This window comes from Streptomyces sp. NPDC045470, from assembly GCF_040646595.1.
GTDB lineage: Bacteria > Actinomycetota > Actinomycetes > Streptomycetales > Streptomycetaceae > Streptomyces.
This window is the reverse complement of sequence record NZ_JBEZAN010000013.1, coordinates 45,109-69,489: the sequence shown is the minus strand read 5'-3', so window position 1 is coordinate 69,489 and position 24,381 is coordinate 45,109. Positions and strand designations below refer to the sequence as shown.

Here is a 24,381-nt window from a genome sequence, read left to right as displayed (position 1 = left end):
GCCACTGCGCAGGCGCCCGACTCCCCGAGGTAGGCGCGGCTGGCCGCGGAGAGTGAAATCTCAAAGGGGAGCGGTAGAAGCGTCACCACCGACTATGCTAGTTAACTAGCTGTACGTTGAGTGATTGACCCGTGCCTGATCTGCCGCCTGTCACCACCGAGCATCCACGTAAACCCAGCGGCGACCAGCACTCGCGGATCACTCAAGCCGCAAGCTCCGTGGCACCTGATCACAGAGACCCCCGCGGCCGCGGCGAACGGCCCGGGGCGTGGCCAATCTGAGAGTGCAGGTCAACATGCCGCACCGTACCGCTCACTTCATCAAGTCGCTTCTTCAGCCGCTGCTCCCCAGCCAAGGGCGCCATCGCGCCACCGCCACCCGACGCCTCCAAGCCGCAGATACCGCGCCGATCAGCCGCCAACCCGTCAGGCCCACCAGTCATGTCCCACTACTACGCGGCGAAGACGTGGCCCTCATCCGCCCGTACCTGATCGCGTACGAGGAACAGGAAGAAGAGCGACTCCAGCGGCAACGTCGCCGAGCCCTGTGGCTGGCCGTGCATGGCATCGACGTCGGCCCGTATTGGATTCACGGTGTGCAGGTGGCGACATGAGCACCGCATCAGGGCTGCGCCTGCTCCCGTGGTCCGGCCCGAACGGACGACGCTGCTACGTGGCGACGGACGGCACCCCCGGCTTCGTATCGCGCCTGGCAGACAGCATGGAAGAGGCGCAGCTCGACATCGGAGAAGAGCTCCTCGACCACGCCGGCCGGCTGCTGGACGACCCCAAGGCGTCGTCGGGCGAGCTCCACTTCCTGGCTCGTCGGCTGCGCGAAGCATTGGTGGACGCGCTACGAGTCGCAGACAGCCGTGGCGAACGAATCCCCGATCGGGACGATGACGACGAGTCCGACGACGACCTTGAGGACTCCGCACGGTCGACTGGGGAGCCGACATGAGGTCGCCCTACCGCTTCACCGAGTGGACGTTGAGCGCCGTCCCGGGCGCGGAGATCCGGTACTACGGGAAGTGCCTGGAATGCTTCGCCCAGTCCACCGACTCCGAGGCATCCGACGATGCGCAGCTCTGGTGCCTGAAGCACGCCGGCCTCTCCAGATGCACCAGGTACGAGGTCGTCGCCTTCCAGTACTTCGACGCCCACCCCGCTGACAGCCTCACCACCGCACAACCCCACTGAGGACCGGCCGGGGGCCGCCGAGCCGGCACGGGCCTGGCCGCCCCCGGTCTCCAAACCTCTCGGCGTGCCTGCTCGGCGGTCCACCCGCTGAGCGTCGTCACCGAGGCACCACCGGCCGAGGGGCCGCGTCGGCCCAGCCCGGCGTCGGCAGCCCGGTTTCCAGCTGTGTCCCCACTGGAAACCGGGCTGCAGCACGTTGAGCCCCACCCACGTACCTCGACCACTTTCCCCTCCCCAGCCACAGGCTTACGCCACCCCACCCCGTGCGCCCCGCCGCACTCATGAACTCCTCAACACGACGACACAAGTTCCGTGCCTGGGGGATGGCTTGGGGACCACTGAGCAGTTCGTGACGATCGCTGCCGTACTCCTGGGCGCGATGAGCTCTTACGTGGCCAACTTCCTCATGGAGCGGAGCCGCAACAGGTACCAGCTCAAGACCCGCTGGGACGACAAGAAGCTCAGCGCCTACGAGACCTACATCGACCGGATGCGAGCCTGCATCTTCCTGGCCGCCCGGCTCTACGAACAACGCGAGGGCATGCGCGAGGCAGAGAAGCCGGAGCAGGAACTGCTCGCCGACGTAGCGGAGGCAGGACGCCTCCGAGGCAGGGCCTTCGAACGCGTCATGCTGCTGGGCGGCGACGACGTCGTAGAGGCAGCCCACGAACTCAACGCCGCAGCCCTCGAAGTCGACTGGCAGGCCGCAGGCAAGACGGCCGGCACGTTGCAGGAGTGGCGAGACCGAAACCGGGCCGTCTTCCGCTCCATCAACGAATTCCACGAGGCAGCCCGCAAAGACCTCGGAGTTCAAGGGACCGTCATCGGGAGCAAGCACCCCGAGCGCGACCTATTGCTGCCACCGCCCCGGCCGGGGAGTCGCAGTACCGGTGCGTAAACGGGATGGATTGCAGGAAGTTCGCTCCGCTCACAGCACCCGGCCCTTAACCAGGCATGCGCTCCCTTTCGCCTTATCACTTCCGTCCGGCGCACACAGCACACAGCACACAGCCAACCGATGCCAGAGACCGAGGCACACTGAGGCTTGGCTCACGACGTGGAGATTTCGCAAGAAGCTCTGCATTTCACTTCGCTGTTCAACCCCACCCATTGCCCCCTTGCCGCGGATCGCAGCCTCGCCCCGACCATGGTCTTCGAGAGATGACGATCAGCGCAACGGGGTAGAGCGACAAGTGCTGCTGATCTCGTCATGTCGGGCTCCGGAGGCGTCAGGATCTTGCGGGCGCCTGTCCTCGACTCACGCAAGAAGTTGATACACGGTCGGCGATCGCAGGCCGACGCCTCGAAATCTGCCCGTCAGTTCGGCCCTGGGCGAGCCTCCCGACCTCCTCCAAGCGAACCGGGGCCGCACCCGTTCTTTTCGGAGCCGGGCCCCTAGAAGTCGACAAGCCCGCCACAGGCTGCGCTAAGTTCGACCGAAACCCAAGCCTCACGTCGACGACGGCACGCCCCAGCATCTCCCGGCCCGAGGCAACCAACGCATCTGATCGGTGACACGGCTGAGGCCTGTCATGATCGGGCTCCTAGTCCTCCCGGGACACGGGCCAGAACGCAGGTGAACACACTTGCACATGCCCGATGTGGCCTACCAACAGACTTGGAAAGCGTGTTGGGGGCAACCCCTCACGAGTTCGAATCTCGTATCCTCCGCCAGTGCCTCACCGGGCACTAACGTCGAAGGCCCCGACCGGGAAACCGGCCGGGGCCTTCGACGTTCTCTGGTCGCAAGTGCCGCGGACGCAGCCCCGGCGGAGTTGTGGCGCGGTGGCTGTGTGCGGGCGTGCCGGTGGGGCCGGCATCGTTTCGGGCCCGCAGGCACGGGACGCCTCGGTGGGGGTCAGCGGCACAGGGCGGTATCCACCGCGCGTTCGAGATTCCTCCGGGACGCCTCGCCGGTGAGCTGCAGGGTGACCGCGACGTTGGTGGCGCGGCCGTCGTCGGTGGCGCCGCCGCGGGTCTCGTACCCCGGGAAACTGCCGCCGTGGCCCCAGGCCAGGCCGCCGCACGGCAGCGGCCTGCTGACGAGTCCCAGGCCGTAGCGGGCGCCCGGGCCGAAGGTCGCTTCGGCCGGGACGGTGAAGCGCATCTGGGCAAGCTGGGCCGCGGGCAGGAGGCGGCCGGCCAGGAGCGCGGTGAAGAAGCGGTTCAGGTCGGAGTTGGTGGAGATCATCTGTCCTGCCGCCCAGCCCCAGGAAGGGTCGATCTCTGTGATGTCGCGCAGCGGCGTCCCCGCCGGCTCCTGGTGGTAGCCGTGCGGGTGAGGCTCCCGGATGCTCGCGTCCCCCGGAGAGGGAAAGTAGGTGTGGCGCAACCCGGCGCGTCGGACGACCCGCCGGTCGATCTCGTCGGCGAGAGGTCGGCCGGTGACCTTCTGGACGATCAGGCCGGCGAGCACGTAGTTGGTGTTGCTGTACTTCCAGCTCTCCCCGGGGGCGAATTCGGCCGGGTGGCGGAGAGCTGTGGCGAGCAGTTCACGGGGGCTGTAGTAGCGGACGTCGTCCCCGAGGCGGTTGCTGTAGTCGGGAAGCCCACTGGTGTGCTGGAGGAGCCGGCGGACGGTGATGTGCCGTCCGTCGATGCCCTCTCCGCGGACGAGGCCGGGCAGGTAGGTTTCGACGGTGGCGTCCAGACTCATTCTCCTCTCCGCGACGAGCTGGAGAACGACGACCGCGACGAAGGTCTTGGTGTTGCTGCCGATCCGCACCTGCCCGTCGACGGGCACCGGCGCGCCTGTGGCCAGGTCACCGATCCCTGCGGTGTAGGTCCGGTTGCGGCCGCCGGGGCCCTTGACGCTCGCCAGCGCCGCGGGCGTCCCGCCGTCGCGCACCAGCGCGTTCAGGCTCTGTTGGACGGCGTCCGGCCTGGCGGCTGAGGCGGCGGGCGGGGCCAGGGCCCCCAGCGTCAGCACACCGATGGTCACCGCGGCTGCGCCGGGCAGGATCTGTCGCCGCGTGCCGTGCGGCCGGCCCGTCGAGCGGAGTACTCGCCGCTTCTGTCCACGCATGAGTCAAGTCCTGAGAGTCGTTGGGGCGTCGTCCGGGTTGCCGGTTGCGTGCTTCAGCCGCACAGGGCCTTGTCCACGGCGTCGTTCACGTGCCGTGCGGCCGCCTTGTCCGTCGGGATGCTGGTGACCGCGACGTTGGCAGCGCGGCCGTCGTCGGTGACACCGCCCCGCGTCTCGTACCCCGCGATGTCACCGCCGTGGCCCCAGTAGACGCCGCCGCACGACAGTGGCCTGCTCGTGAGCCCCAGTCCGTAGCGGAGGCCGGAGGTCCCGGCGGGGACGGTCGTGCGCATCTCGGCGAGTTGGGCCGCCGGGAGGAGGCGGCCGGCGAGGAGCGCGGTGAAGAAGCGGTTCAGGTCGGAGTTGGTGGAGATCAACTGGCCCGCGGCCCAGCCTGCGGAGGGGTCCATCTCCGTGAAGTCGCGCAGTGGTCCGTCCGCCGGGTTGCGGTGGTAGCCCCGAGGGTGCGGCTCTCGGACGGTCATCTCGCCGGGGGCGGGGAAGTACGTGTGACGCAGCCCGAGGCGCTTGATGATGCGCCGGTCCATCTCCTCGGCGAGGGGGCGGCCGGTGACCTTCTGGACGATCAGGCCGGCCAGGACGTAGTTGGTGTTGCTGTACCCCCAGGTTTTCCCCGGAGCCGCGTCGGCCTGGTGCTTGAGCGCGAGGTCGAGCAGCTCGCGGGGCTCGAAATACCGGTTCCTGATCTCGTCGTCGTCGAGGTGGATGCCGTAATCGGGGAGTCCGCTGGTGTGCTGGAGGAGCTGACGGACCGTGATGCGGCTCCCGTCGATCCCCTTTCCGCGGACCAGGCCGGGCAGGTAGGTGTCCACGAAGGCGCCGAGGTCGATCTTTCCCTCGCCGACGAGCTGCAGCACCACAACCGCCGTGAACGCCTTGGTATTACTGCCGATCCGCACCTGACCGTCCCTGGGCACTTTCGAGCCGGTGGCCAGGTCGCCGACTCCCGCGGTGTAGGTGCGGGTGCGGCCGTTCCGGTCCTGGACGCTCGCCAGCGCGGCGGGCATCCCATCGTCGCGCACCAGCGTGTTCAGGGCCTGCTGGACGGCGTCCGGCCTGGCGGCGGCAGCAGCGGAGGCGGCGGGCGGGGCGAGGGTGCCCAGCGTCAGCACACCGATGGCCACCGCGGCCGCGGCCGAAACGGCTCGTCGACGCCGACCGCCCCGCCGGGCCGCGGAACAACGGCTCTGCCCTGTCTGAGTACGCATGAGTCAACTCCTGGGTCATCGTTTCGTCGGAGCACGATCCTTGCTTCCAGGGCCCTCTGAACGCATCGCGTGACAGCGGGAGAAATCGCTCCCCCGATCGGGGGAGGCCGCAGGTGGGCCGCCCGGTGATACTGGCGACCATGATCAGGGGAATCCGGCTGCTGCTGCGCGGCTCCACGTACTCAGGTGTGCTGTTCGCCTATGGCGGCGCGTTGGCGAGCCTTCCGCTGCTGCCTTTCGCCCTGTTGCCGGCGCTGTCGTGGCGATCCGCACCCGAGAGCGTGCAGGTCGTCCTGGTCCTGCTGATCTGGGCGGTGCTGGTCGGCGTGGTCGGACTGGCGCGCCCCGTACGGCGAGCGCTGGTCGTGTCCGCCCGCCGGCTGCTGCGGGTGCCGTTGCCGAACCCGGTGGCCGGACACCGGTCCTCCGGTTCACTCGGCCTCGGCCGCTGGCGGACCCCGCTCTGGCTGGTGCTGCACGTGACCGTCGGATGGACAGGGGCACTGGCGAGCGGGGTGCTGTTCATCATGGGCATCTCCCTGCCGGGCAACTGGCTCGGCGGCGAGGTACGGGCGAGCCTGTCCGGCACGCCGGTGCGGGTGACGGGCGGGTGGAGCTGGGTGGGTGCGGCCGTGTGCGTCCTGCTGGCGGTCGCCGTCGGCGTACTGGTGACGAAGGTCCTACGGTGGTCGGCGCCACGGCTGCTGGGGCCGTCGGCGGCCGAACGGCTCGCGCTGGCTGCCGAGCGGGAACTGCTGCTGGCCGAACGCAACCGGATCGCCCACGAGTTGCACGACTCGATCGGGCACACGCTGACGGCGGCCACCATCCAGGCGGCGGTGGCGGGCGAGGTGCTCTCCGCCGACCCGACGGCGGCTCGGGCCGCCATGCGCAGCATCGAGGAGTCGACGCGGGCCGCGCTGGAGGACCTGGACTACGTGCTCGGAGTGCTGCGCGAGGAACAGTCGGGGACGGCACCGGCCCGGACCCTGGCCGACCTCCCTGAGCTGCTGAACCGCCTGCGGCACGCGGGGGCGGTGGTGGAACCGGAGCTGTCGGGCGAGCCGGAGCAGGTACAGGGGACGCTCTCCCGGGCGGCGTACCGGATCCTCCAGGAAGGGCTGACGAACGCGCTGCGCCACGGGGCGGGCGGCCCGATCGAGGTACGGGTGGCGGCCGGACCGGACGGACTGGACCTCACGGTGGTCAACCGGACCGGGGCACGGACCGGGCCGGGCACAGGAGCCTTCCCGACGTCCGGCCACGGTCTGGCCGGACTGGCCGAGCGCGTCCGGCTACTGAACGGCGACTTCCAGGCCGGCCCGGACGGAACGCAGCACTGGCGGCTGGCCGTCCGGTTGCCGGTACGGGTGTCGGCGTGAGGGGATCCGACGCGGACGGAGGCACGGCCCTCCCCGCTGCCGCCGGCCCCGCCGTCACCCTCCTGATCGCGGACGACGACGAGGTGACCCGCAGCGGTCTGGGCATGCTGCTGACCGCACAGCCGGGGATCACGGTGGTCGGCGAGGCCGCCGACGGCGTCGAGGCGGTCGACCGGGCGCGGAGCCTGCGGCCGGACGTGGTCCTGATGGACGTCCGCATGCCGCGTCTCAACGGGATCGACGCCACCCGGCAACTGCTGGCCGAAGCGGCCGACCCGCCGAGGATCGTGGTGATCACCACCTTCGAGAACGACGGTTACGTCACCGCCGCGCTCAGCGCGGGCGCCAGCGGCTTCGTCCTCAAACGCCTCCCGGTCCGCCAGATCGCCGAGGCGGTACGGGTAGTGGCGGCGGGCGAAGCGGTCCTCTTCCCGGCCGCGCTGGGCCGCATGGTCGCCCCCCGCCCGCTGGGCTCCGCCGAGGCCCTGCCGCGGGCCGCCCTGACCGGCCGGGAGGAAGAGGTGCTGCGCCTGATGGCCACCGGGCTCTCCAATCCGGAGATCGCGGAGTCCCTCACGGTGCGCCTGGAAACGATCAAGACCCACGTCGGAAACGTGCTGACCAAGCTCGGCGCGCAGAACCGGACCCATGCTGTGGTGATCGCCTACGAGTCCGGCCTGGTGGTCCCGGGCTTCGCCGGCTGACCGGCTTCCGCTCCTCTTCACGGTCGCCCGCACGGAGCTCCGGCCTCGGTCCTGCCTCTCGCTCCTGGTCTCATTCAGCCCCGTCCGGAGCTGTTCGGACGAGGCCCCACCACACCCTCCGCCAGTGCCTCACCGGACACTGCGTCGCAGGCCCCTACCGTTCGCGGTGGGGGCCTTCGTCCCGTTCTCGGTCCTCGTGGTCCTGGTCTCTGTCCACCGGCCGATGCAGTCGTCCACCCCGAGGGCTCCGCCGGGTCCTTGGTGTCTTCCCTGCTCGCGCCCGTATTAGCCGGAAGTTAGCGGGGCACCAGTACGGCGGTAACGGCCCCGGCCAGAGTGGGTGTCGTACGGAGGAGAGACCGACACCGACTTCCCGGGGGGACCCGAAATGAGCGCCAGCACCTTTGACCGCACCACTCGTCGCCGCACCCTGCGCGTTGCCGCCGCGGCCCTGACCGCGGCCGCCGCGCTGTCCCTGACCGCCTGCTCCGGCTCGGACGCCGCCGCCAAGCCCGGGGGCCAGTCGGGGTCGGGCGCTGCTCCCGAGGCCGGCGGTGCGGGTTCCGCCGGGGCCGGTGGCGCGGATTCCTCCGGTGGCGGGCAGGGCACCGATGCCAAGCCGGACAGTGCCGAGCCGGGCTCCGGCGGCGGCACCGCGCCCCGCGCCGGCTCCGGTGGTGGCGCCTCGTCCCGGGCCGGGTCCGGGAACGGAGCGGCGAAGGGCGGGGGCAAGGGCAAGTTCTGCCGTACGAACGAGCTGACGATGGAGGCGGTGGACAGCTCGCCCGACCAGGAGACGGGTGATGTCACCGTTCAGATGACGAACAAGGGTGGGCGGACCTGCTCGGTGACCGGCTTCGCAGGTGTCGACCTGAAGGACGCCGACGGCACCTCCGCCCCGGTCCACCGTGGCGGTGAGCAGCCCCGTATCACCGACCTGAAGCCCGGCGACACCGCCACCTTCAGCATCTCGTACTCGGTCGACTCCAGTGGCGAGGGCCTCGTCTCCCCGACCCACCTCATCGTGACGCCGCCGAACGAGACCCACAGCGTGTCCCTGAAGTGGCCCGCTGACGCGCTGAAGCCGGCCGGCCCGTACGACGAGAAGATCAAGGTCCACCCGGTCGGCATCGCCAACTGATCACTCGCCGACAGGACCCCGCCACCAGTGCCTCACCTGGCGACGCGTCGAAAGGCCCCTACCGTCCGCGGTGGGGGCCTTCGACGTGTACAGGGTGCCTCACCTCAGAGCTGGATCAGCCCGGCGTCCGTCGGGGTGAAGCCGCAGGCGTCGAGGTAGAAGCGTTTCAGATGGTCGTCGAAGTCGACGTGCAGCCACTCGCACTGTGCGGCGCGGGCCTCTTGTACGGCCCGCGCGACGAGACCTGTGCCGACTCCGCTCCTCCGGTGCCGCCGGTCCACGACGGTGTCCAGGACGAACGCGTGGACGCCTCCGTCCCATGCCACGTTGACGAAGCCGACGAGCCGGCCGTCCTCCCGGGCGCAGACCCAACCGAGGCTGTGCCGACGCAGCCGCGACAGCCAGTCGATCTTCAGGGGCGGGTGGTCGAACCCTTCGGCGTGCAGCGCGTTGACGGCCGCGTTGTCGAAGTCGCCCCGCCATTCGTAGGTGACGGTCATGACGGGATCCTAGGAGCCGGATTGGGGTAGCCGGGTGCCATGGGTGAGATCTTGGTCGGGACGTGTTCGTGGACGGATCGGGCGTTGGTTTCGAGTGGGTGGTATCCGGCGGGGCGGCGGGACCCGGAGGGGCGGTTGCGGCATTACGCCGGACGGTTTCCGGTGGTGGAGGTCGATGCGACGTATTACGCATTGCCGAGCGAGCGCAACAGCCGCCTGTGGGCCGAACGGACGCCGGAGACGTTCCGGTTTGATGTGAAGGCGTTTTCGTTGCTCACCGGGCATCCGACGCGGCCGGCCGCGTTGCCCGCGGATCTGCGGTCCGCTTTCGTGCGCCGCAGGGGAAGCACCGACGCGGAGGACGGTGGGCTGCTGGACGAGGTGTGGCGACGGTTCAGCGGGGCGGTGGAGCCACTGCGGGAGGCGGGGCGACTCGGTACGTTGCTGTTTCAGTTTCCGCCGTGGTTCGCGCCGGGCGCGCGGGCGGAGGCGTTTCTCCGGCGGTGCCGGGAGCGGACCGAAGGGTGGCCGGTCGCGGTGGAGTTCCGGCATCCCGAATGGTGGCGGGACGGAAAGCGGCAGGCGTCCACGGCCGCGATGCTGACGGAACTGGGCATGGCGGCCGTCGCGGTGGACATGGTCCAGACGTTGCCGGTGTCGATACCTCCGGTCACCCCGGTCACGGACGACCGGCTCGCGGTGGTGCGCTTTCACGGGCGTAATGCCGCGTGGGGCACCGGGAGCAAGGAGGAGCGGTTCAGGTACACGTATGCGGAGACGGAGTTGGCGGAGTGGGTGCCGCGCCTTCGCACGATGGCGGGGCGAACCGGCCTGGTGCACGTGCTGTTCAACAACTGCTGTGCGGACGCGGCCGTGCGGGCCGCCGAGTCGATGCGGAGATTGCTCGGTCTGCCCGAAGGGCTGGGGTGAGGGTCGAGGGGTGAAGTGAGGGTGGGGGCGCACACGAGTGCCACGGGGGCTCGGGACGGCGGGGGATGACACGCGGGAATTACGGGGAATGTATGAGGGAGGCGTGCCGAGGAGGACGTGGAGCGGGAGTGGGGCGAGAGGCGTCCGGATTCGCATTCTGTGATGCCTTGGGTTCGGGTTGAGGTTCCGACCCCTTGTTGCGCTGTTGACCGGTTGATCTATCGCTCTGCTGCTCTCCCGCTCCCTTGTCCTGGCGGCGCGATGGCCTGCGTTCCCGCTTCCCGGCGAAGCGGCCTTCCGCATTCCTCGCACGAATCGCCACATCACGTCCCTTCGCCCTTCCCCCACCGAGAGGCATCCCATGCTGCACGGCGTCGACATCTCCGCTCACCAGTCCTCTTACGACGCGGCCGGTCTGGACTTCGTGTTCATCAAGGCGACCGAAGGGCGTTCCTACGCCAGCCCGCACCGGGCGGATCAAGCGGCCGAGGCCCGGAAAGCGGGGTGTGTGGTCGGCTTCTACCACTTCCTCTGGCCCGGCAACATCGCCGCCCAGGCCAGGTACTTCGTCGAGAAATGCGGGGCGAAAGAAGGTGACGTGCTCGCCGCCGACTGGGAAACGACAAGTTCCGGTACGCACGCGAGCGGGGCGCAGAAGGACCAGTTCCTGCGCGAGGTGAAGAAATTGGCCCCGGGCCATCGCGTACTGCTGTACACCAACGTGTCCTTCTGGAAGGGCCACGACACCTCGTCGTACGCGGCGGACGGACTGTGGATCGCCGACTACGTCAGCCCCGGCAAGCCGCGTATCAAGGCGAAGTGGCTCTTCCACCAGCACACCGACCGGCCGCTGGACAAGAACGTCGCGCAGTTCGAGAACCGTGACGCGCTGAAGAAGTGGGCTGCCGCCGGGAAGGAGTGACGGGTACGAGCGAGGGTGGGGGACGACACGTGCCCACCGCCTACTCCCCCTCGCCCCCGTCCCGCTCGTACGCCAGTCGGCCCGCTGTGTAGGTGGCCCGTACGGCTCGGTCGTCGCCGAGGATGCTCAGTGCGAAGAGGAGGTCCTCGATGGACTCGGCGCGGGCGGTGCGGTCGGCCAGGAGGGGTGTGGCGCGTGGGTCGAGGACGGTGAAGTCGGCTTCCTGGCCCGGTGTCAGGGAGCCGATCGTGTCGGCCAGGCCCAGGGCCTCCGCGCCGCCGCGGGTGGCGAGGTGGAACGCCTTGACGGCGTCGAGGGCGTGGTCGCGCAGTTTGGCGACCTGGTGGGCGTCGCGCATGGTCTGGAGGAGGGAGAAGCTGGTGCCGGCGCCGATGTCAGTGCCGAGGGCTACGGTGAACGGGTGGTCGCCTTCCTTGGCTTCGCGGAGGGGGAAGAGACCGCTGCCGAGGAAGAGGTTCGAGGACGGGCAGTGGGCCACGGCGGTGCCGGTGCGGGCGCAGTGGTCGCGTTCGGAGGGGGTGAGGTGGATGCCGTGCGCGAGGACGGTGCGGGGGCCGAGCAGGCCGTAGTGGTCGTAGACGTCCAGGTAGCCGTCGCGGTCGGGGAAGAGGGAGCGGACCCAGGGGATTTCGTCGCGGTGTTCCGAGATGTGGGTGTGCAGGAGGGTGTCGGGATGGGCCGCGCGTAGGGCGCGGGCGGCTTCGAGCTGGGCGGGGGTGCTGGTGGGGGCGAAGCGGGGGGTGACGGCGTAGAGGTTGCGGCCCTTGCCGTGCCAGCGCTGGATCAGGTCGAGGGATTCGTCGTAGGCGCGCTGGGCCGTGTCGAGCAGGCTCTCGGGGGCGTTGCGGTCCATCAGGACCTTGCCTGCGGCGATGCGCAGGTCGCGCCGGGTGGCTTCCTCGAACAGGGCGTCGGCCGAGCCGGGGTGCACGGAGGCGAAGGTGAGGGCGGTGGTGGTGCCGTTGCGCAGGAGTTCGTCGCAGAAGGAGGAGGCGACGCGGCGGGCGTGGGTGCTGTCGGCGAAGCGTTCCTCGGTCACGTAGGTGTGGTCGAGCCAGTCGGGAAGCTGGGCGCCGAAGCGGGCGACGGCCTCCGTCTGCACGTAGTGCGTGTGGGCGTCGACGAAGCCGGCGGTGATGAGGTGTCCGGGGTAGTGGACGGGTTCGGTGCCGTGCGGCAGCCGGTCGCGGAGGGCGGCGTACGGGCCTGCGGCGGTGATACGGCCCGCCTCGCAGATCAGCAGCCCGTCGGGGTCGTGGACGAGGGCTTCCGCGGTGCCGGTGCGGAAGGGGTCGGCGCGGAAGCGGACGAGGGGGCCGCGGACGGCGGAGACGGGGGCGGGGGTGGGGGTGGGAGCGGGAGTGGGGGCCGGAGTGCTGGTGGTCATGGGCGGGCGGGTACCCGTTCCGGGCGGGGATGGATCTGGCGTACGTCAGCGGGGTGGCCGGTCCGTACAGCCGAACGGGTCGGGTATCGGCCGCGGACGACAGAGGCGGGGGCGGGGACGGCAAGACTGTCACCGGGCCGGCTGCCGGGTACGGCGCCGGCCGGGTGACGACGGGTCGCCACAGCCGATGACTGTCGAGGAACTGGGGCCGAATGGGCGGGAGTACGGGTGGACGTCAGCGTGGGAGTACAGGTGGACGTCAGCGCGGGAGTGCGGGCGGGAGTACGGACGTGACCGCGGACCGGGGCGCGGCGGCGGGAGCGCGCGGGCGTCGGGGACGCGGAGCGGACCGGCGGGCTGCGCGGTACGCGGTACGGGCGGTGGTGGCGGTACTGGCCCTGGCGGGGCTGACGGTGGGCGGGTCCGCCATCGCGACGCCTCCGGGCGGACGCTCGGGGCTTCCGGAAGCCGCGTCCACCACCCTTTCGTCGTACGCGGCCCCGTCGCCGTATGCGGCACTGGCACCGTACGAGGCACTGGCGCCGTACGAGGCACTGGCGCCGTACGAGACACTGCTGGCCCACCCGGCCCTTTCGCCGTACACGGCACTGGCACCGTACGAGGCCCCGGCCTCGCAGACCCTCCGGGCACCCGCCCTCGCCCGCGCCCCCCGTAACGCCGCGGCTACCAGGGCGGCCGTCGTCCGGCTGGTCAACCGGGAGCGCGCGAAGGCCGGCTGCCGTCCCGTACGGGCGCACCGTACGGTCACCAAGGCCGCCCAGCGGCACAGCGACCACATGGCCCGCGAGGGCTCGCTCTCGCACCGGGAACGCGGCGGCTCCGGCCCCGGCAGCCGCCTCTCGGCCGTCGGGTACGACTGGCGCCGCGCGGGCGAGAACATCGCGCGCGGCCAGCGGGGGGCCGCGGAGGTGGTGCGGGCGTGGGCACGCAGCCCGGAGCACCAGGTGGTGCTGGCGGACTGCGCGTTCCGGCACGCGGGAGTGGGGATCAACAGCGGCACGGACGACCGCGGCCCGTGGTGGACGCTGCTGCTGGCCCGCCCCCTCTGAGATCCGCTCACCCCGAGGTCCTCCCCCTCTGGGATCTGCTCACTCCGAGGTCCGCCCTTCTGGGATCCGCTCACTCTGAGAGGGGTGCCAGCGCCCCGGCCGGCGTACGCCACCTGACGGCACGTACGTCTCCGGGAGGCACCGGACGTGCCCCGGCCGGCACCCCCTACGGTCCCGGACCGCTGCGGATGCTCGCGCTCCGGAACCGCGGTGACGCCCCGGCTCAGTGCGCCGACGGCACGGCGTCCCCCTCCGCCCCTCGTGGAGCGGTGGCCGCCCGTACTCCCACGGCCCGTTCGGCCAGTTCGCCGAAGAGCAGGCCGAAGGCGGTCCACAGGGCGAGCTGGACGCCGAGTGCGGAGAGGCGGAATTTCCAGAGCAGCAGGGCCGGGAAGTCGGCGGGGAGTTCGTTGACGGCCGGGAGGAACGCGTAGGCGAGGCCGACGGCCGCGGCGAAGGCGGCCAGGGCGGCGACCGTCGCGTACCAGGTGCCCAGGCGAGGTGCGAGCCGCTTGCCGAGGATGACGGCGGCGACGGCCAGCAGCACGCTGAGGGCGATCATCAGGAAGTACAGCGCGGTGCGGGTGCCGATGGAGTCGGGGTCCCCGACGGACGGCGGATTGGCCGGGTACTTCAGGAACGGTACGAGGCAGAGCGCGCCGAAGGCGGCGCCGGAGAGCAGCAGGGCGGTGGCGCGGGGGCCGAAGCGGCCGACGCGCCCGAGGGCGACGCAGTGGGCCAGGGCGGCGATCCCGCCCAGTGCGACGCCGTACACCAGGACGCCGGTGGCCAGGCCCGCGGTGGACTGCACCGCGCGGCTGACGACCTCGGCCCCGTGTTCGTGGGCGTGCGCGTCCTCGAAGGCGATGGCGGCGTCGACCTGCGGTTCGCCCAGCAGGTAGGCGACGAGCAGGGCGAGCAGGCCGGCGGCGAGGCCGGCCAGCATGCCGCGCACCAGGAGGGATCTGACGGTGGCGGAGTTCATGTGCGGAGCCCCCGGTCAGTGGCAGGGGAAGCCGAGGAGGTGGCGTCCGTCGTGGACCCACTCGTGCACGCCGGTGCCGGAGAACAGCGCGGTGGCGCCCTGTTCGGCGCCGACGAAGTAGAGCAGGACGAGCATGAGGATGCCGCCGAACACCGCCCACGGCAGGACCGTCCGGACGGGGAGGGGGGCGGGCGCGGCGCGGCCGGTGGCGGGCGGCGCGACGGACTGGGCCATGGCGGAACCTCCTGGGGAACTCGCGTCCCGGTCGGGGAGTCGTGACGACAGGACGGGTCTGGCTCGTCCGTCGGTCCCGTACGGGACCGGTGCGGGTTCACAGTGGCGCGACCGCGCCGGAATTCCACCGGCTTCCGTCATGTCATCGTCAATATCATCGGGAACGTACCGCGTGGCGGCGGCCGGGCCAAGGCCCCGCGGACGGCGCCGAGGGCGCACGGCGACGGGCGCGCGCCCGGCCGTTCCCCTGGTGCGCCCTCAGTTCTCCCCGTCGAAAGAGGTGCGCATGACAACTCGGGTGATGTTGGTCTCACCGTCCTTCGACGACGCCCTGGGCGCCGTGCGCTTCCCGGCCGACGAACCGTTGACACCGGACGGTCTGCGCCGGGCCCACGCCGCCCGCCCCGCTGCCGCCGCACTGCCCGCCGACCGGGCTCTGACCTCCCCGTCCGCGCGCTGCCGGGAGACGGCCGAAGCGCTCGGCCTGCGCGCGGACCCGGCTCCGGGGGCGGCGGGCCGTGCGATGGGCCGCTGGCGGGGGCTGGCCCTGGAGGACGTGCTGGCCGCCGAGCCCGCGGCAGTCACGGCCTGGCTGTCCGACGCGCACAGCGCGCCGCACGGCGGCGAGACGCTGGCGCAGTTCCTCGGCCGGGTGGCGGACTGGCTGGCGGGCCTCGCGGCGGAGGGCGGCCGGATCGTGGCCGTAGCGGAACCGGACGTCGTACGTGCGTGCGTGGTGTGCGCGCTGGGGGCACCGCCCTCGTCCTTCTGGCGGGTGGACGTACCGCCGCTGACCGTGACGGCGCTGAGCGGGCGGGACGGCCGGTGGAACGCCCGGGTGGCGGGGGAACTCGGCGGGCCGGCGGCTCCCAGGGCGCCGTGACCGCCCGCGCGGACCGCCCCGCGGCCCTTCCCCGGCGGGGCCGGCCCGCCCGCGGCCCCCGCCCGGGCCGGTACGGGCCGCCGTATCCTGGTCGGAGACGAGTTGTTGCACATAACTCGCAACAAGGCGCCCCACTTGCAGCAAGGCGGCGGCGAAGCCGGGTACGGAACGGGTACGAAGGAGCGGTGCGGTGGCATCTCCAGGCTCTCCAGTGGTGCTGGGGATCGAGTCCTCCTGCGACGAGACCGGGGCGGGCCTGGTCCGCGACGGAAAGCTGCTCGGGCACGCGGTGGCGTCCAGCATGGACGAGCACGCGCGCTACGGCGGCGTCGTGCCGGAGATCGCGGCCCGCGCGCACGTGCACTCCCTCACCCCCGTCGTGCACCGCGCCCTCGACGACGCGGGCCTGACCATGGCCGACATCGGCGCGGTGGCCGTGACCACCGGCCCCGGCCTGTCGGGCGCCCTCCAGGTCGGCCTGGCCGGTGCCAAGGGCTTGGCGTACGGGCTGGGCGTGCCGCTGTACGGGGTGCACCACCTCGCCGGGCACGTCGCCGCCGACACCCTGGAACACGGCCCGCTGCCCGACCCCTGCATGGTGCTCATCGTCTCCGGCGGGCACACCTCCCTCCTCCTCGTACGGGACCTGGCGCGCGACCCGATCGTGCACCTCGGCGACACCCTCGACGACGCCGCCGGGGAGTGCTTCGACAAGGTCGCGCGGGTCTTCGGCCTGCCGTACCCGGGCGGCCCCGCGATCGACCGGGCCGCGCGCGAGGGCGACCCGAAGGCCGTCGCGTTCCCGCGCCCGCTGACCGGGCCGCGCGACGACCCGTACGGCTTCTCCTTCTCCGGCCTCAAGACGGCCGCCGCGCGCTGGGCCGAACGGCACACCGACGGCGAACTGCCCGTCGCGGACGGCGCGGCCTCCCTCCAGGAGGCGGTCGCCGACGTCCTGACCCGCAAGGCCGTCGCGGCCTGCAAGGAGCACGGCGTGGGCACCCTGGTGGTGGTGGGCGGTGTCGCCGCCAACTCGCGCGTCCGGTCCCTCGCCGAGGAGCGCTGCCAGAAGGCGGGCATCACGCTGCGCGTGCCGCCCCTGCGGCTGTGCACGGACAACGGCGCGATGATCGCCGCCGTCGGCGACCTCCTCGTCCGGGCGGGCGCCGCACCGGCTCCGCTGGACCTCTCGATCGACCCGTCGGCGCCGCTGGAGTACGCGGCCCTGCACCCGGTCGCCAGGGCGGCGCGGGCCGCGGCGGCGACCGCAGCCTGACGGCCCGACGGCCGACCGCCACCGCCCCCTTCCGCCACCGACCGCCCCGGAGCCCCCTTTGCGTACCGCCGAGATCCGCGCCCGCTTCCTCGACTTCTTCGCCGAGCGCGGCCACACCGTCGTCCCCAGCGCGCCGCTGCCGACGCCGGACCCGACCCTGCTGTTCGTCAACGCGGGCATGGTGCCCTTCAAGCCGTACCTGACCGGTGAGGTGGCGGCGCCCTGGCCGCGGGCGACCAGCGTGCAGAAGTGCGTGCGGACCCTGGACATCGAAGAGGTCGGCAAGACCACCCGGCACGGCTCGTTCTTCCAGATGAACGGCAACTTCTCGCTCGGCGACTACTTCAAGGAAGACGCCATCCGGTTCGCCTGGGAGCTGTCCACCAAGTCCGTCGCCGACGGCGGGTACGGCCTGGACCCCGAACGGATCTGGGTCACCGTGCACCACTCCGACGGCGAGGCGCGCACCCTGTGGCGGGAGATCTCCGGGCTGCCGGAGGAGCGCATCGTCTCGCGCGGCGACGAGGACAACTTCTGGTCGATGGGCGTGCCGGGACCGTGCGGGCCCTGCTCGGAGCTGTACTACGACCGGGGGCCCAAGTTCGGCCGGGCGGGCGGCCCGGAGGTCGACGAGGACCGGTACATGGAGTTCTGGAACCTCGTCTTCATGCAGTACGAGCGCGGCGAGGGCACCGGCAAGTCCGGCTACCCGATCCTCGGCGAACTCCCCCGCCAGAACATCGACACCGGCATGGGCCTGGAGCGGATGGCCACCCTCCTCCAGGGCGTCGACAACCTCTACGAGATCGACGAGACCCGCCCCATCCTGGACCGCGCCGCCGCCCTCGCCGGGGTCCGCTACGGCGACGACGAGCAGCACGACGTACGGCTGCGCGTGGTCGCCGACCACGTCCGTACGGCCCTGATGCTGCTCGCCGACGGCACCACCCCCGGCAACGAGGGCCGCGGCTACGTGCTGCGCCGCATCCTGCGCCGCGCCGTCCGCTCGATGCGCCAGCTCGGCTACGAGGACCGGGCCCTGCCCGAACTGCTGCCGGTCGCCCGCGACTGCATGGCGCCCAGCTACCCGGAGGTCGCCGAGGCCTACGAGCGGATCGCCGGCCAGGCGGCCGGCGAGGAGGACGCCTTCCGCGCGACGCTGCGCCAGGGCACCGCCGTCCTGGACACCGCCGTCACCAAGGTCAAGGCCGAGGGCGGCCGTTCGCTCCCGGGCAAGCAGGCTTTCCTCCTCCACGACACCTACGGCTTCCCCATCGACCTCACCCTGGAGATGGCCGCCGAGCAGGGCGTCGAGGTGGACCGCGAGGGCTTCGCCGCCCTCATGCGCGAACAGCGTGAACGGGCCCGCGCCGACGCCCGCGCCCGCAAGTCCGGCGGCGCGGTGGACACCTCCGCGCTGCGCACGGTCCTGGACGGGCACGGGCCCACCGACTGGCGCGCCTGGGACACCCTGGAGACCGACTCCAAGGTGCTGGCCCTGCTCGGCGCCCAGGGCCCGGTGCCGGTGGCCCGCGAGGGCGAGATCGTCACCGTCGTCCTCGACCGCACTCCGTTCTACGCCGAGTCCGGCGGCCAGGACAGCGACGCCGGACGGCTGTCCGGCACCTCCGTCGAGGCCGAGGTGCTGGACGTGCAGCGGCCGGTGCCCGGCCTGGTCGCCCACCAGGTACGGGTCACCGCCGGTGAACTCGCCCTCGGAGACGCCCTGCACGCGGCCGTCGACCCCGAGTGGCGGCTCGGCGCACGCCAGGCCCACTCCGGTACGCACGTCCTGCACGCCGCGCTGCGCGAGATCCTCGGCCCGACGGCCCTCCAGTCCGGCTCGTACAACCGGCCCGGCTACCTGCGCCTGGACTTCCCGTGGCGCGGCGGCCTCTCCGCCACCACCCGCAGCGAGATCGAGGAGGCCGCCAACCGGGCGCTCCGCCGCGACCTGCCGGTGGGCGTGCGGTGGATGACGCTCCCCGAGGCGAAGGAACTGGGCGCCCTCGCGCTCTTCGACGAGACGTACGGCGAGAAGGTGCGGGTCGTCGAGATCGGCGGCGCCTGGTCGCGCGAGCTGTGCGGCGGTACGCACGTCTCGCACGCCTCGCAGGTCGGGATCGTCGCCCTGACCGCGGAGTCGTCCGTCGGCGCCGGCATGCGCCGCCTGGAGGCCTCCGTCGGCATCGAGGGCTTCGGCTACCTCGCCCGCGAACGCGACCTGGTCGCCCGGGTCGCCGAGCAGATCCAGGCCCCGCGCGCCGAACTGTCCGACCGGGTGGCCGGACTGCTGGAGCGCCTGAAGGCGAGCGACCGGGAGAACCAGCGGCTGCGGCAGCAGGCCACCGTGGCGCGCGCCGCCGAGCTGGCCGGCTCCGCCGTGCAGGCCGCCGGTTTCCTGGTGGTCACCGCCACCGCGGACGGCGGCGCCGACGAGGCCCGCGCGCTGGCCATGGCCGTACGGGACCGGATGCCGGCGGGGCAGCCCGCTGCCGTGGCCGTCGGCTCGGCCACGGACGGCAAGGCGGCCCTGGTGGTCGCCCTGAACAAGGCCGGCAAGGCCGCCGGGGGTTCGGCGTCGGACCTGGTCAAGCGCCTGCTGAACGGGCGCGGCGGCGGCTCCCCCGAACTCGCCCAGGGCGGCGGCCTGGCGGCCGACCAACTGCCGCAGACGCTGGGCGCGCTGCCGGGGCTGCTCGGGGAGTAGCGGGGGCTGCTCGGGGAGTAGAGGCAGGCGTGAGGTGACACGGGCGGGCGGCTCCTGGACGGGGGCGCCCGCCGCTGTCTTTGGGGATGGGGATGGTCGGGTGTCTTTACGGGTGATGCCGGTCGGCCGTCTTCGCAGGGAGTTGGGGTCGGTCCGTACCGCGATCGGTCCTTACCGCGGTCGGTCCGTACTGGGGTCGGTCCGTACCGCGGTCAGTCCGTCACCGTCAGCGGGCCGTAGGCGTCCGGGCGGCGAGTGGCGAGGAACGGGAACAGCTCCAGCCAGTCGCGGCGGGCGTCCAGGTCGAGGTCGGCCACCAGGACGGCGGGTTCGTCGCGGGGCGCCTGGGCCAGGACGCGGCCGTACGGGTCGACGATGAAGGAACTGCCGTAGAACGTCAGCGGGCCTTCGGTGCCGATACGGTTCGGCACGACCATGAAGGTGGCGTTGGCGACGGCGTTGCCGGTGATCACCTTCTGCCACAGCGGCTGGGTGTCGAAGCCGGGGTGGCCCGGTTCGGAGCCGATGGCGGTCGGGTAGACCAGCACGTCGGCGCCGGCCAGCGAGTAGGCGCGGGCCAGCTCGGGGAACCACTGGTCCCAGCAGGTGGGCAGGCCGAGGACGGCGTTCTCGACGGCGTGGGTCGGGAAGGCGTCGGCGCCGGCCGGGCCCGGGCGGAACCAGTGGTGCTCGTAGTAGCCCTCGGTGACGGGGATGTGGGTCTTGCGCGTACGGGCCACGAGGGTGCCGTCCGGGGCGACCAGGACGGCCGTGTTGTAGCCGAGGCCGTCGGGCGTCACCGTGCCGTCCGGACCCGGTTCGGGGTCGGCCCGCTCGTACAGCGAGGCGTGCACGTACACGCCGTGGGCACGGGCGGCCTCGGCGGCGAAGGTCACCGTGGGCCCGGTGCGCAGGTCCTCCGGCTCGGCGGGCTCGGGGTGGTCGGCCTTGCGGACCACCGCGAAGTACGGCGAGAGCGTCAGCTCCTGGAGGCAGACGACGCGCGCGCCTTCCGCCGCGGCCAACCGGACACCCTCCGCCAGGGCCGCGCGGTGCTCGGCGGGGTCGGGGTGCCAGCGCTCCTGGACGAGGGCGACGCGCAGCGGGGCACGGTCGGCCGGCCGGGTACGGGCCGGCGAGGCGGGCGGGGTGAGGGCCGTGATCACACGCATGGGGGCTCCTGGGGCGCGGGAGGTCGCGGGGGCGTAGATAGACGGATGCGGCGGAGCGCGGAGGCAGGCACACCGCGCCGGAACGTTCCGGCAGAGAGCAATGTACGAGTGCCGGAACGTTCCGGCAAGGGGGTGGCCGACGTATGGGACGGCCCGTAGCGACGAGTCGAGGCCGCAGCAACGAGTCGGGGCCGTAGCGACGGGTCAGCCCCGTATCGGCGCAACGGGACCGTATCGACGAACCGGCCCCGCATCGACGGATCACCGCCGTTACCGACGTGACCTGCCCTGCCCGTACCGGCGATACGCCACCGTAACGACGGGGCGCACACGACTCGACGAGCCAGGGCCGTAACGACGCAACGCCCCCGTACCGACGAGCCGCTACCGTGACGACGCGACGCTCCCGTATCGACGAGCTCCGGGCGTAGCGACGCGACACCCTCGTACCAACGAGCCGCAGGCGTATCGACGCGACGCCGGCGTACCAACGACACGCCACCGTCACGACGCGACGCCCTCGTCCCCTCCTCCCTCCCCGTACCCGGCCCGCGCCCCGGCCTGCCAGCGCCCTCGTACGTCTAGACTTGCGCCCCGTGACCAGCCGCCGCACCGTGACCCTGCTCGATGTGGCGCGGGCCGCCGGGGTTTCCAAGAGCACGGTTTCCGACGCGCTCCAGGGGTCCGGCCGGGTGGCCGAGGACACCCGCCGCCGGGTCAGGGACACCGCCGACCGGCTGGGCTACCGGCCCAACAGCGCCGCCCAGCGGCTGCGCCGGGCCAGCACCGGGGCGATCGGCCTGCACCTGCCCCGTACCGCGACCCGGCTGGACTACTACATGACCCTCGCCTTCGGGGCGGTGACCCGCGCCCAGGAAGACGGCCTGGACGTGGTGCTGCTGGCCCCGGGCGGCGGGGCCGCCGGGCGGCTCGCCTCCCGGGTGGACGGCCTGCTCGTGATCGACCCGGAGGCCACCGATGCCGACGTGCCCGGCCTGCTCGACGCGGGCGTACCCGTCGTCACGGGTGAGCGGTACCTCGGTACGGCCGCCGCCCCCGCCGGTGCCGTGGTCTGCGACAACGCCGCTTCGCTGACCGCGCTGCTGGACCATGTGCGCGCGTCCGGCGCCCGCCGCCCGGCGCTGCTCGCGCCCGCCGGCACCTCGGCGTGGGCCACCGCGCTGCGCGGGACGGCGGACGACTGGAGCCGTACGCACGGGCTTCCCGTCACCGTGCGGACCGTGCCGTTCGCCGCCACCCCCGACGAGGCCGCGCAGGCCACCGTGGACCTGCTCGCGGACACGCCCGCCGTCGACGCGGTGGTCTGCGCGCCCGACGGTGCCGCCGCCGGAGTCCTGCGGGCCGCCGCCGGACTCGGCCGTACGGCCGGGCGTGACCTGCTCGTCGCCTCCTGCGTGGACGGCCCGGCCCTGCGCGCCTGCGCGCCGCCCGTGACGGCGATCGACCTGCGCCCGGACGCGTACGGGCGGGCCTGCGCCGCCCTGCTCTGCGACATCCTGGCCGGCCGCGCCGGGCCGCTGACCGTACGCCACCACGACTGGTCCCTGCGGGTACGGGCCTCCAGCCGCCCGGAGGGGGCGACGGAGGGGCCGGGCGGTCGGGTCGGTCCGGGCGGCTCGTCCACCTCACGCGCCACCTGACACGCAGCCCCGCACCGTCCCCGCACGGCTCCCACTCCGTCACTCCGGCCAGTCGGACCCCCGGACGACCTCCACGAAGTCGCCGCGCTCGAACCCGGGGACGCAGTGGGCGAGGACATCGGCCTTGACGTTCCCGAAGGTGGTGCCGGGCCGGTCCTTGATGCCCTCGGTGAAGGCCGCCAGGATGCGGTTCTTGAAGTCGGGCCGCGGGTGCGCCGCGACCACGGTGGCACGCTGCTCGTCGGAGACGGCGTCGTAGCCGATGCCCAGGACGTCCAGTTCCACGCCCCGGGTGACCAGGGCCACCTCGGGCGCCATGTGCAGCGGGATCTCCGGTGTGGTGTGCAGGGCGATCGCCGTCCAGACGCGGTCGGCCGGTTCGCCGGTGATGCCGTGCCGGTGCAGGAAGGCGCGGGCCTCGTCGGCACCGTCGATCTCGAAACGCTGGTCGGTGCGGCGGTACCGCTCGGTCAGCCCGAGATCGTGGAACATCGCTCCCACGTAGAGCAGTTCCGAGTCGAACTCCAGCTTCTGCTCCCGCCCGCGCAGCGCCCCGAACAGGAACACCCGGCGGGAGTGGTCGAACAGCAGCGGCGGCGCGGCCTCGCGCACCAGCTCGGTCGCCTCCCGCGCCAGGGCGCTGTCCGGGATCCGCACATCGGCGATCACCTCGCTCACGACGTCCTCCTTCCTCTCGGCCCCAGGGTTCCGGCCTTTCGGTCCCAGGGTTCCGGGGCCGGCTTCCACCTTCGCCCGTCGGCCCGCCCGGCGCCATGGCCGTACGGGCAAGAGGGCCACGCATCCGGACACGCCCCGTGTGGACCGTGCACCCGGGGCCGCGGTCAGGGCCGTGGTTCCGTACGGGAAGCGGTGGTCGAGCGGAAGGCCCTCCGGTAGGCGGAGGGGGTGGTGTCCAGGGTGACCCGCATGTGCTGACGCAGGTTCGTACCGCTTCCCAGACCGGTACGGGCGGCGATGTCGTCCACGGGCAGTTCCGTCGACTCCAGCAGGTAGCGGGCGTGCTTCAGGCGGGCGGACGTCAGCCAGTCCGCCGGTGACGTGCCGGTCTCCTGCCGGAACCGCCTGGTGAACGACCGCACGCTCATGTGGCAGTGCGCCGCGAGCTCCTTGAGGGACAGCCGCCGGTCCAGTTGCTCCGACATCAGCGCGCGTGCCGCGGCCGTCGACGTACCCGCGTCCTCCGCGACCGGATGGTCGATGTACTGGGCCTGTCCGCCGTCCCTCATGGGCGCGACGACGTTGTACCGGGCCACTTGATTGGCCACGGAGCTGCCGTGGTCCTCCCGGATCAGGTGCAGGCACAGGTCGATGGCCGCCGCGCCGCCGGCCGAGGTCAGCATCCCGCGGTCGGCGACGTAGAGCGGGTCGGTGTCCAGGGCGACCGACGGGAAGAGGCGCCGGAACTGTTCCGCGTAGCGCCAGTGCGTCGCGGCCCGGCGCCCCTCCAGCAGGCCGGCGGCCGCGAGTACGAACGACCCGGTGCACAGGGACACCATCCGGGCGCGACGCCCGGTGGCCGCGCGCAACGCGTCCGCGACACGGGGGTCCACCACGCCGTCGTCGAGCACGTCCGGGCAGCGGGTGCCCGCGACGATCACGGTGTCGGCGTGCTCCAGCAGGGACAGGTCGCCCTGGGGCATGACGCCGTACCCGTTCACCGTCGCCACCGTGGAGCCGTCCGGCGTGACGGCCCGCACCTCGTACGCCGCGTCTCCGGCCCGCGGGGTGACCATGGCGAGCATCTGGGCGGGGATGCTGAGGTCGAACGCGACCACGGGCGCGAGGGCGAGCACCGTCACCCGGTGCGGAGCTGCGACAGTCATGGCCCGATAGTTGCACATGCTGGCCCCCGGGCCACTTCTGTCGCTCTCGGAGTCCGGAGAAGCTGGTGCCGTCTCCTTTTCCGCACTCCCACCCGAAAGGTGGCGG

Annotated in this window: 23 protein-coding genes and 1 riboswitch; of the genes, 13 read left to right on the top strand and 10 right to left on the bottom strand. The window is 72.2% G+C overall.

The genetic code is table 11. From position 1 onward, the window contains the following. Positions 1-451: 451 nt before the first annotated feature. Positions 452-592, bottom strand: coding sequence for a hypothetical protein (locus tag AB0A97_RS29125; protein WP_361155403.1), 141 nt, complete (start codon positions 590-592; stop codon positions 452-454). Positions 593-609: 17 nt separating this feature from the next. Here AB0A97_RS29125 and AB0A97_RS29120 point away from each other — a divergent pair, with 17 nt between their 5' ends. The 3 genes from AB0A97_RS29120 to AB0A97_RS29110 all read left to right on the top strand — a co-directional run bounded on the left by AB0A97_RS29120 (position 610) and on the right by AB0A97_RS29110 (position 2,097). After that, complete coding sequence (locus tag AB0A97_RS29120; RefSeq protein ID WP_361155401.1) at positions 610-960, top strand: hypothetical protein; 351 nt, start codon at positions 610-612, stop codon at positions 958-960. Beyond that, the gene (locus AB0A97_RS29115; RefSeq protein WP_361155400.1) at positions 957-1,199 is read left to right on the top strand and encodes a hypothetical protein; all 243 of its coding nucleotides are present in this window, start codon (positions 957-959) and stop codon (positions 1,197-1,199) included. The genes AB0A97_RS29120 and AB0A97_RS29115 overlap by 4 nt, the downstream gene beginning before the upstream one ends. A 328-nt stretch (positions 1,200-1,527) precedes the next feature. Then, a complete protein-coding gene (locus AB0A97_RS29110) occupies positions 1,528-2,097 on the top strand; it encodes a hypothetical protein (RefSeq protein WP_361155398.1) in 570 nt (189 codons plus the stop codon). Positions 2,098-3,057: 960 nt separating this feature from the next. Here AB0A97_RS29110 and AB0A97_RS29105 read toward each other — a convergent pair. Both AB0A97_RS29105 and AB0A97_RS29100 read right to left on the bottom strand, forming a co-directional pair. Continuing rightward, complete coding sequence (locus tag AB0A97_RS29105; RefSeq protein WP_361155396.1) at positions 3,058-4,224, bottom strand: serine hydrolase domain-containing protein; 1,167 nt, start codon at positions 4,222-4,224, stop codon at positions 3,058-3,060. Between the two features lie 53 nt (positions 4,225-4,277). Next, positions 4,278-5,453 (bottom strand): serine hydrolase domain-containing protein, encoded by a 1,176-nt coding sequence (locus AB0A97_RS29100; RefSeq protein WP_361155394.1) that lies wholly within the window; start codon positions 5,451-5,453, stop codon positions 4,278-4,280. Between the two features lie 140 nt (positions 5,454-5,593). Between AB0A97_RS29100 and AB0A97_RS29095 the strand changes: the two genes are divergently transcribed. The 3 genes from AB0A97_RS29095 to AB0A97_RS29085 all read left to right on the top strand — a co-directional run bounded on the left by AB0A97_RS29095 (position 5,594) and on the right by AB0A97_RS29085 (position 8,680). Next, positions 5,594-6,835 carry a histidine kinase gene (locus tag AB0A97_RS29095; RefSeq protein ID WP_361155392.1) on the top strand — a complete coding sequence of 414 codons (1,242 nt, stop codon included), beginning with the start codon at positions 5,594-5,596 and terminating at the stop codon, positions 6,833-6,835. Beyond that, on the top strand, positions 6,832-7,539 hold the full coding sequence (locus AB0A97_RS29090; RefSeq protein WP_361155390.1) for a response regulator transcription factor: 708 nt from the start codon (positions 6,832-6,834) through the stop codon (positions 7,537-7,539). The genes AB0A97_RS29095 and AB0A97_RS29090 overlap by 4 nt, the downstream gene beginning before the upstream one ends. A 388-nt stretch (positions 7,540-7,927) precedes the next feature. Then, positions 7,928-8,680, top strand: coding sequence for a DUF4232 domain-containing protein (locus AB0A97_RS29085; RefSeq protein ID WP_361155388.1), 753 nt, complete (start codon positions 7,928-7,930; stop codon positions 8,678-8,680). 104 nt (positions 8,681-8,784) lie between these two features. Here AB0A97_RS29085 and AB0A97_RS29080 read toward each other — a convergent pair whose 3' ends face one another. Further along, positions 8,785-9,180 (bottom strand): GNAT family N-acetyltransferase, encoded by a 396-nt coding sequence (locus AB0A97_RS29080; protein ID WP_361155386.1) that lies wholly within the window; start codon positions 9,178-9,180, stop codon positions 8,785-8,787. 39 nt (positions 9,181-9,219) lie between these two features. Between AB0A97_RS29080 and AB0A97_RS29075 the strand changes: the two genes are divergently transcribed. Further along, entirely contained in the window at positions 9,220-10,110 is an 891-nt protein-coding gene (locus AB0A97_RS29075; RefSeq protein ID WP_361155385.1) for a DUF72 domain-containing protein, read from the top strand. A gap of 361 nt (positions 10,111-10,471) precedes the next feature. Beyond that, positions 10,472-11,032: a glycoside hydrolase family 25 protein gene (locus AB0A97_RS29070; protein WP_361155383.1), complete on the top strand. Its 561-nt coding sequence runs from the start codon at positions 10,472-10,474 to the stop codon at positions 11,030-11,032. 40 nt (positions 11,033-11,072) lie between these two features. On the opposite strand, the gene guaD is transcribed toward AB0A97_RS29070, so the two are convergent. Beyond that, entirely contained in the window at positions 11,073-12,440 is a 1,368-nt protein-coding gene (gene guaD / locus AB0A97_RS29065) for a guanine deaminase (RefSeq protein ID WP_361155381.1), read from the bottom strand. A gap of 290 nt (positions 12,441-12,730) precedes the next feature. Between guaD and AB0A97_RS29060 the strand changes: the two genes are divergently transcribed. Next, positions 12,731-13,510 carry a CAP domain-containing protein gene (locus tag AB0A97_RS29060; RefSeq protein WP_361155379.1) on the top strand — a complete coding sequence of 260 codons (780 nt, stop codon included), beginning with the start codon at positions 12,731-12,733 and terminating at the stop codon, positions 13,508-13,510. Positions 13,511-13,733: 223 nt separating this feature from the next. Here the strand turns inward: AB0A97_RS29060 and AB0A97_RS29055 are convergent, their stop codons facing one another. Further along, complete coding sequence (locus tag AB0A97_RS29055) at positions 13,734-14,495, bottom strand: CbtA family protein (protein ID WP_361155377.1); 762 nt, start codon at positions 14,493-14,495, stop codon at positions 13,734-13,736. 15 nt (positions 14,496-14,510) lie between these two features. Beyond that, a complete protein-coding gene (locus tag AB0A97_RS29050; protein WP_361155375.1) occupies positions 14,511-14,729 on the bottom strand; it encodes a CbtB-domain containing protein in 219 nt (72 codons plus the stop codon). A 33-nt stretch (positions 14,730-14,762) separates the two neighbouring features. Next, a riboswitch (cobalamin riboswitch) is annotated at positions 14,763-14,906 on the bottom strand. A 109-nt stretch (positions 14,907-15,015) separates the two neighbouring features. On the opposite strand from AB0A97_RS29050, the gene AB0A97_RS29045 reads away from it, so the two are divergent. From AB0A97_RS29045 to alaS, 3 genes are all read left to right on the top strand, one after another. Beyond that, positions 15,016-15,612, top strand: coding sequence for a histidine phosphatase family protein (locus AB0A97_RS29045; protein ID WP_361155373.1), 597 nt, complete (start codon positions 15,016-15,018; stop codon positions 15,610-15,612). A gap of 190 nt (positions 15,613-15,802) precedes the next feature. Next, the gene (tsaD, locus tag AB0A97_RS29040) at positions 15,803-16,888 is read left to right on the top strand and encodes a tRNA (adenosine(37)-N6)-threonylcarbamoyltransferase complex transferase subunit TsaD (protein WP_361155372.1); all 1,086 of its coding nucleotides are present in this window, start codon (positions 15,803-15,805) and stop codon (positions 16,886-16,888) included. Positions 16,889-16,946: 58 nt separating this feature from the next. Further along, on the top strand, positions 16,947-19,598 hold the full coding sequence (alaS, locus tag AB0A97_RS29035) for an alanine--tRNA ligase (protein ID WP_361155371.1): 2,652 nt from the start codon (positions 16,947-16,949) through the stop codon (positions 19,596-19,598). 212 nt (positions 19,599-19,810) lie between these two features. Here alaS and AB0A97_RS29030 read toward each other — a convergent pair whose 3' ends face one another. Further along, the gene (locus tag AB0A97_RS29030; protein WP_361155369.1) at positions 19,811-20,770 is read right to left on the bottom strand and encodes a carbon-nitrogen hydrolase; all 960 of its coding nucleotides are present in this window, start codon (positions 20,768-20,770) and stop codon (positions 19,811-19,813) included. Between the two features lie 596 nt (positions 20,771-21,366). On the opposite strand from AB0A97_RS29030, the gene AB0A97_RS29025 reads away from it, so the two are divergent. Continuing rightward, positions 21,367-22,431, top strand: coding sequence for a LacI family DNA-binding transcriptional regulator (locus AB0A97_RS29025; RefSeq protein ID WP_361155367.1), 1,065 nt, complete (start codon positions 21,367-21,369; stop codon positions 22,429-22,431). A 39-nt stretch (positions 22,432-22,470) separates the two neighbouring features. Here the strand turns inward: AB0A97_RS29025 and AB0A97_RS29020 are convergent, their stop codons facing one another. Next, positions 22,471-23,109, bottom strand: a complete 639-nt coding sequence (locus AB0A97_RS29020) for an HD domain-containing protein (RefSeq protein ID WP_361155366.1) — start codon at positions 23,107-23,109, stop codon at positions 22,471-22,473. Positions 23,110-23,273: 164 nt separating this feature from the next. Then, positions 23,274-24,275 carry a helix-turn-helix domain-containing protein gene (locus AB0A97_RS29015; RefSeq protein ID WP_361155364.1) on the bottom strand — a complete coding sequence of 334 codons (1,002 nt, stop codon included), beginning with the start codon at positions 24,273-24,275 and terminating at the stop codon, positions 23,274-23,276. Positions 24,276-24,381: the final 106 nt, after the last annotated feature.

Coding starts and splice junctions, on each gene's coding strand:
- AB0A97_RS29115 (WP_361155400.1), top strand. CDS start 957: ATGAGGTCGCCCTACCGCTTCACCGAGTGGACGTTGAGCGCCGTCCCG.
- AB0A97_RS29050 (WP_361155375.1), bottom strand. CDS start 14,729: ATGGCCCAGTCCGTCGCGCCGCCCGCCACCGGCCGCGCCGCGCCCGCC.
- AB0A97_RS29105 (WP_361155396.1), bottom strand. CDS start 4,224: ATGCGTGGACAGAAGCGGCGAGTACTCCGCTCGACGGGCCGGCCGCAC.
- AB0A97_RS29100 (WP_361155394.1), bottom strand. CDS start 5,453: ATGCGTACTCAGACAGGGCAGAGCCGTTGTTCCGCGGCCCGGCGGGGC.
- AB0A97_RS29075 (WP_361155385.1), top strand. CDS start 9,220: ATGGGTGAGATCTTGGTCGGGACGTGTTCGTGGACGGATCGGGCGTTG.
- AB0A97_RS29080 (WP_361155386.1), bottom strand. CDS start 9,180: ATGACCGTCACCTACGAATGGCGGGGCGACTTCGACAACGCGGCCGTC.
- AB0A97_RS29095 (WP_361155392.1), top strand. CDS start 5,594: ATGATCAGGGGAATCCGGCTGCTGCTGCGCGGCTCCACGTACTCAGGT.
- AB0A97_RS29030 (WP_361155369.1), bottom strand. CDS start 20,770: ATGCGTGTGATCACGGCCCTCACCCCGCCCGCCTCGCCGGCCCGTACC.
- guaD (WP_361155381.1), bottom strand. CDS start 12,440: ATGACCACCAGCACTCCGGCCCCCACTCCCGCTCCCACCCCCACCCCC.
- AB0A97_RS29015 (WP_361155364.1), bottom strand. CDS start 24,275: ATGACTGTCGCAGCTCCGCACCGGGTGACGGTGCTCGCCCTCGCGCCC.
- AB0A97_RS29070 (WP_361155383.1), top strand. CDS start 10,472: ATGCTGCACGGCGTCGACATCTCCGCTCACCAGTCCTCTTACGACGCG.
- AB0A97_RS29045 (WP_361155373.1), top strand. CDS start 15,016: ATGACAACTCGGGTGATGTTGGTCTCACCGTCCTTCGACGACGCCCTG.
- AB0A97_RS29055 (WP_361155377.1), bottom strand. CDS start 14,495: ATGAACTCCGCCACCGTCAGATCCCTCCTGGTGCGCGGCATGCTGGCC.
- AB0A97_RS29085 (WP_361155388.1), top strand. CDS start 7,928: ATGAGCGCCAGCACCTTTGACCGCACCACTCGTCGCCGCACCCTGCGC.
- AB0A97_RS29120 (WP_361155401.1), top strand. CDS start 610: ATGAGCACCGCATCAGGGCTGCGCCTGCTCCCGTGGTCCGGCCCGAAC.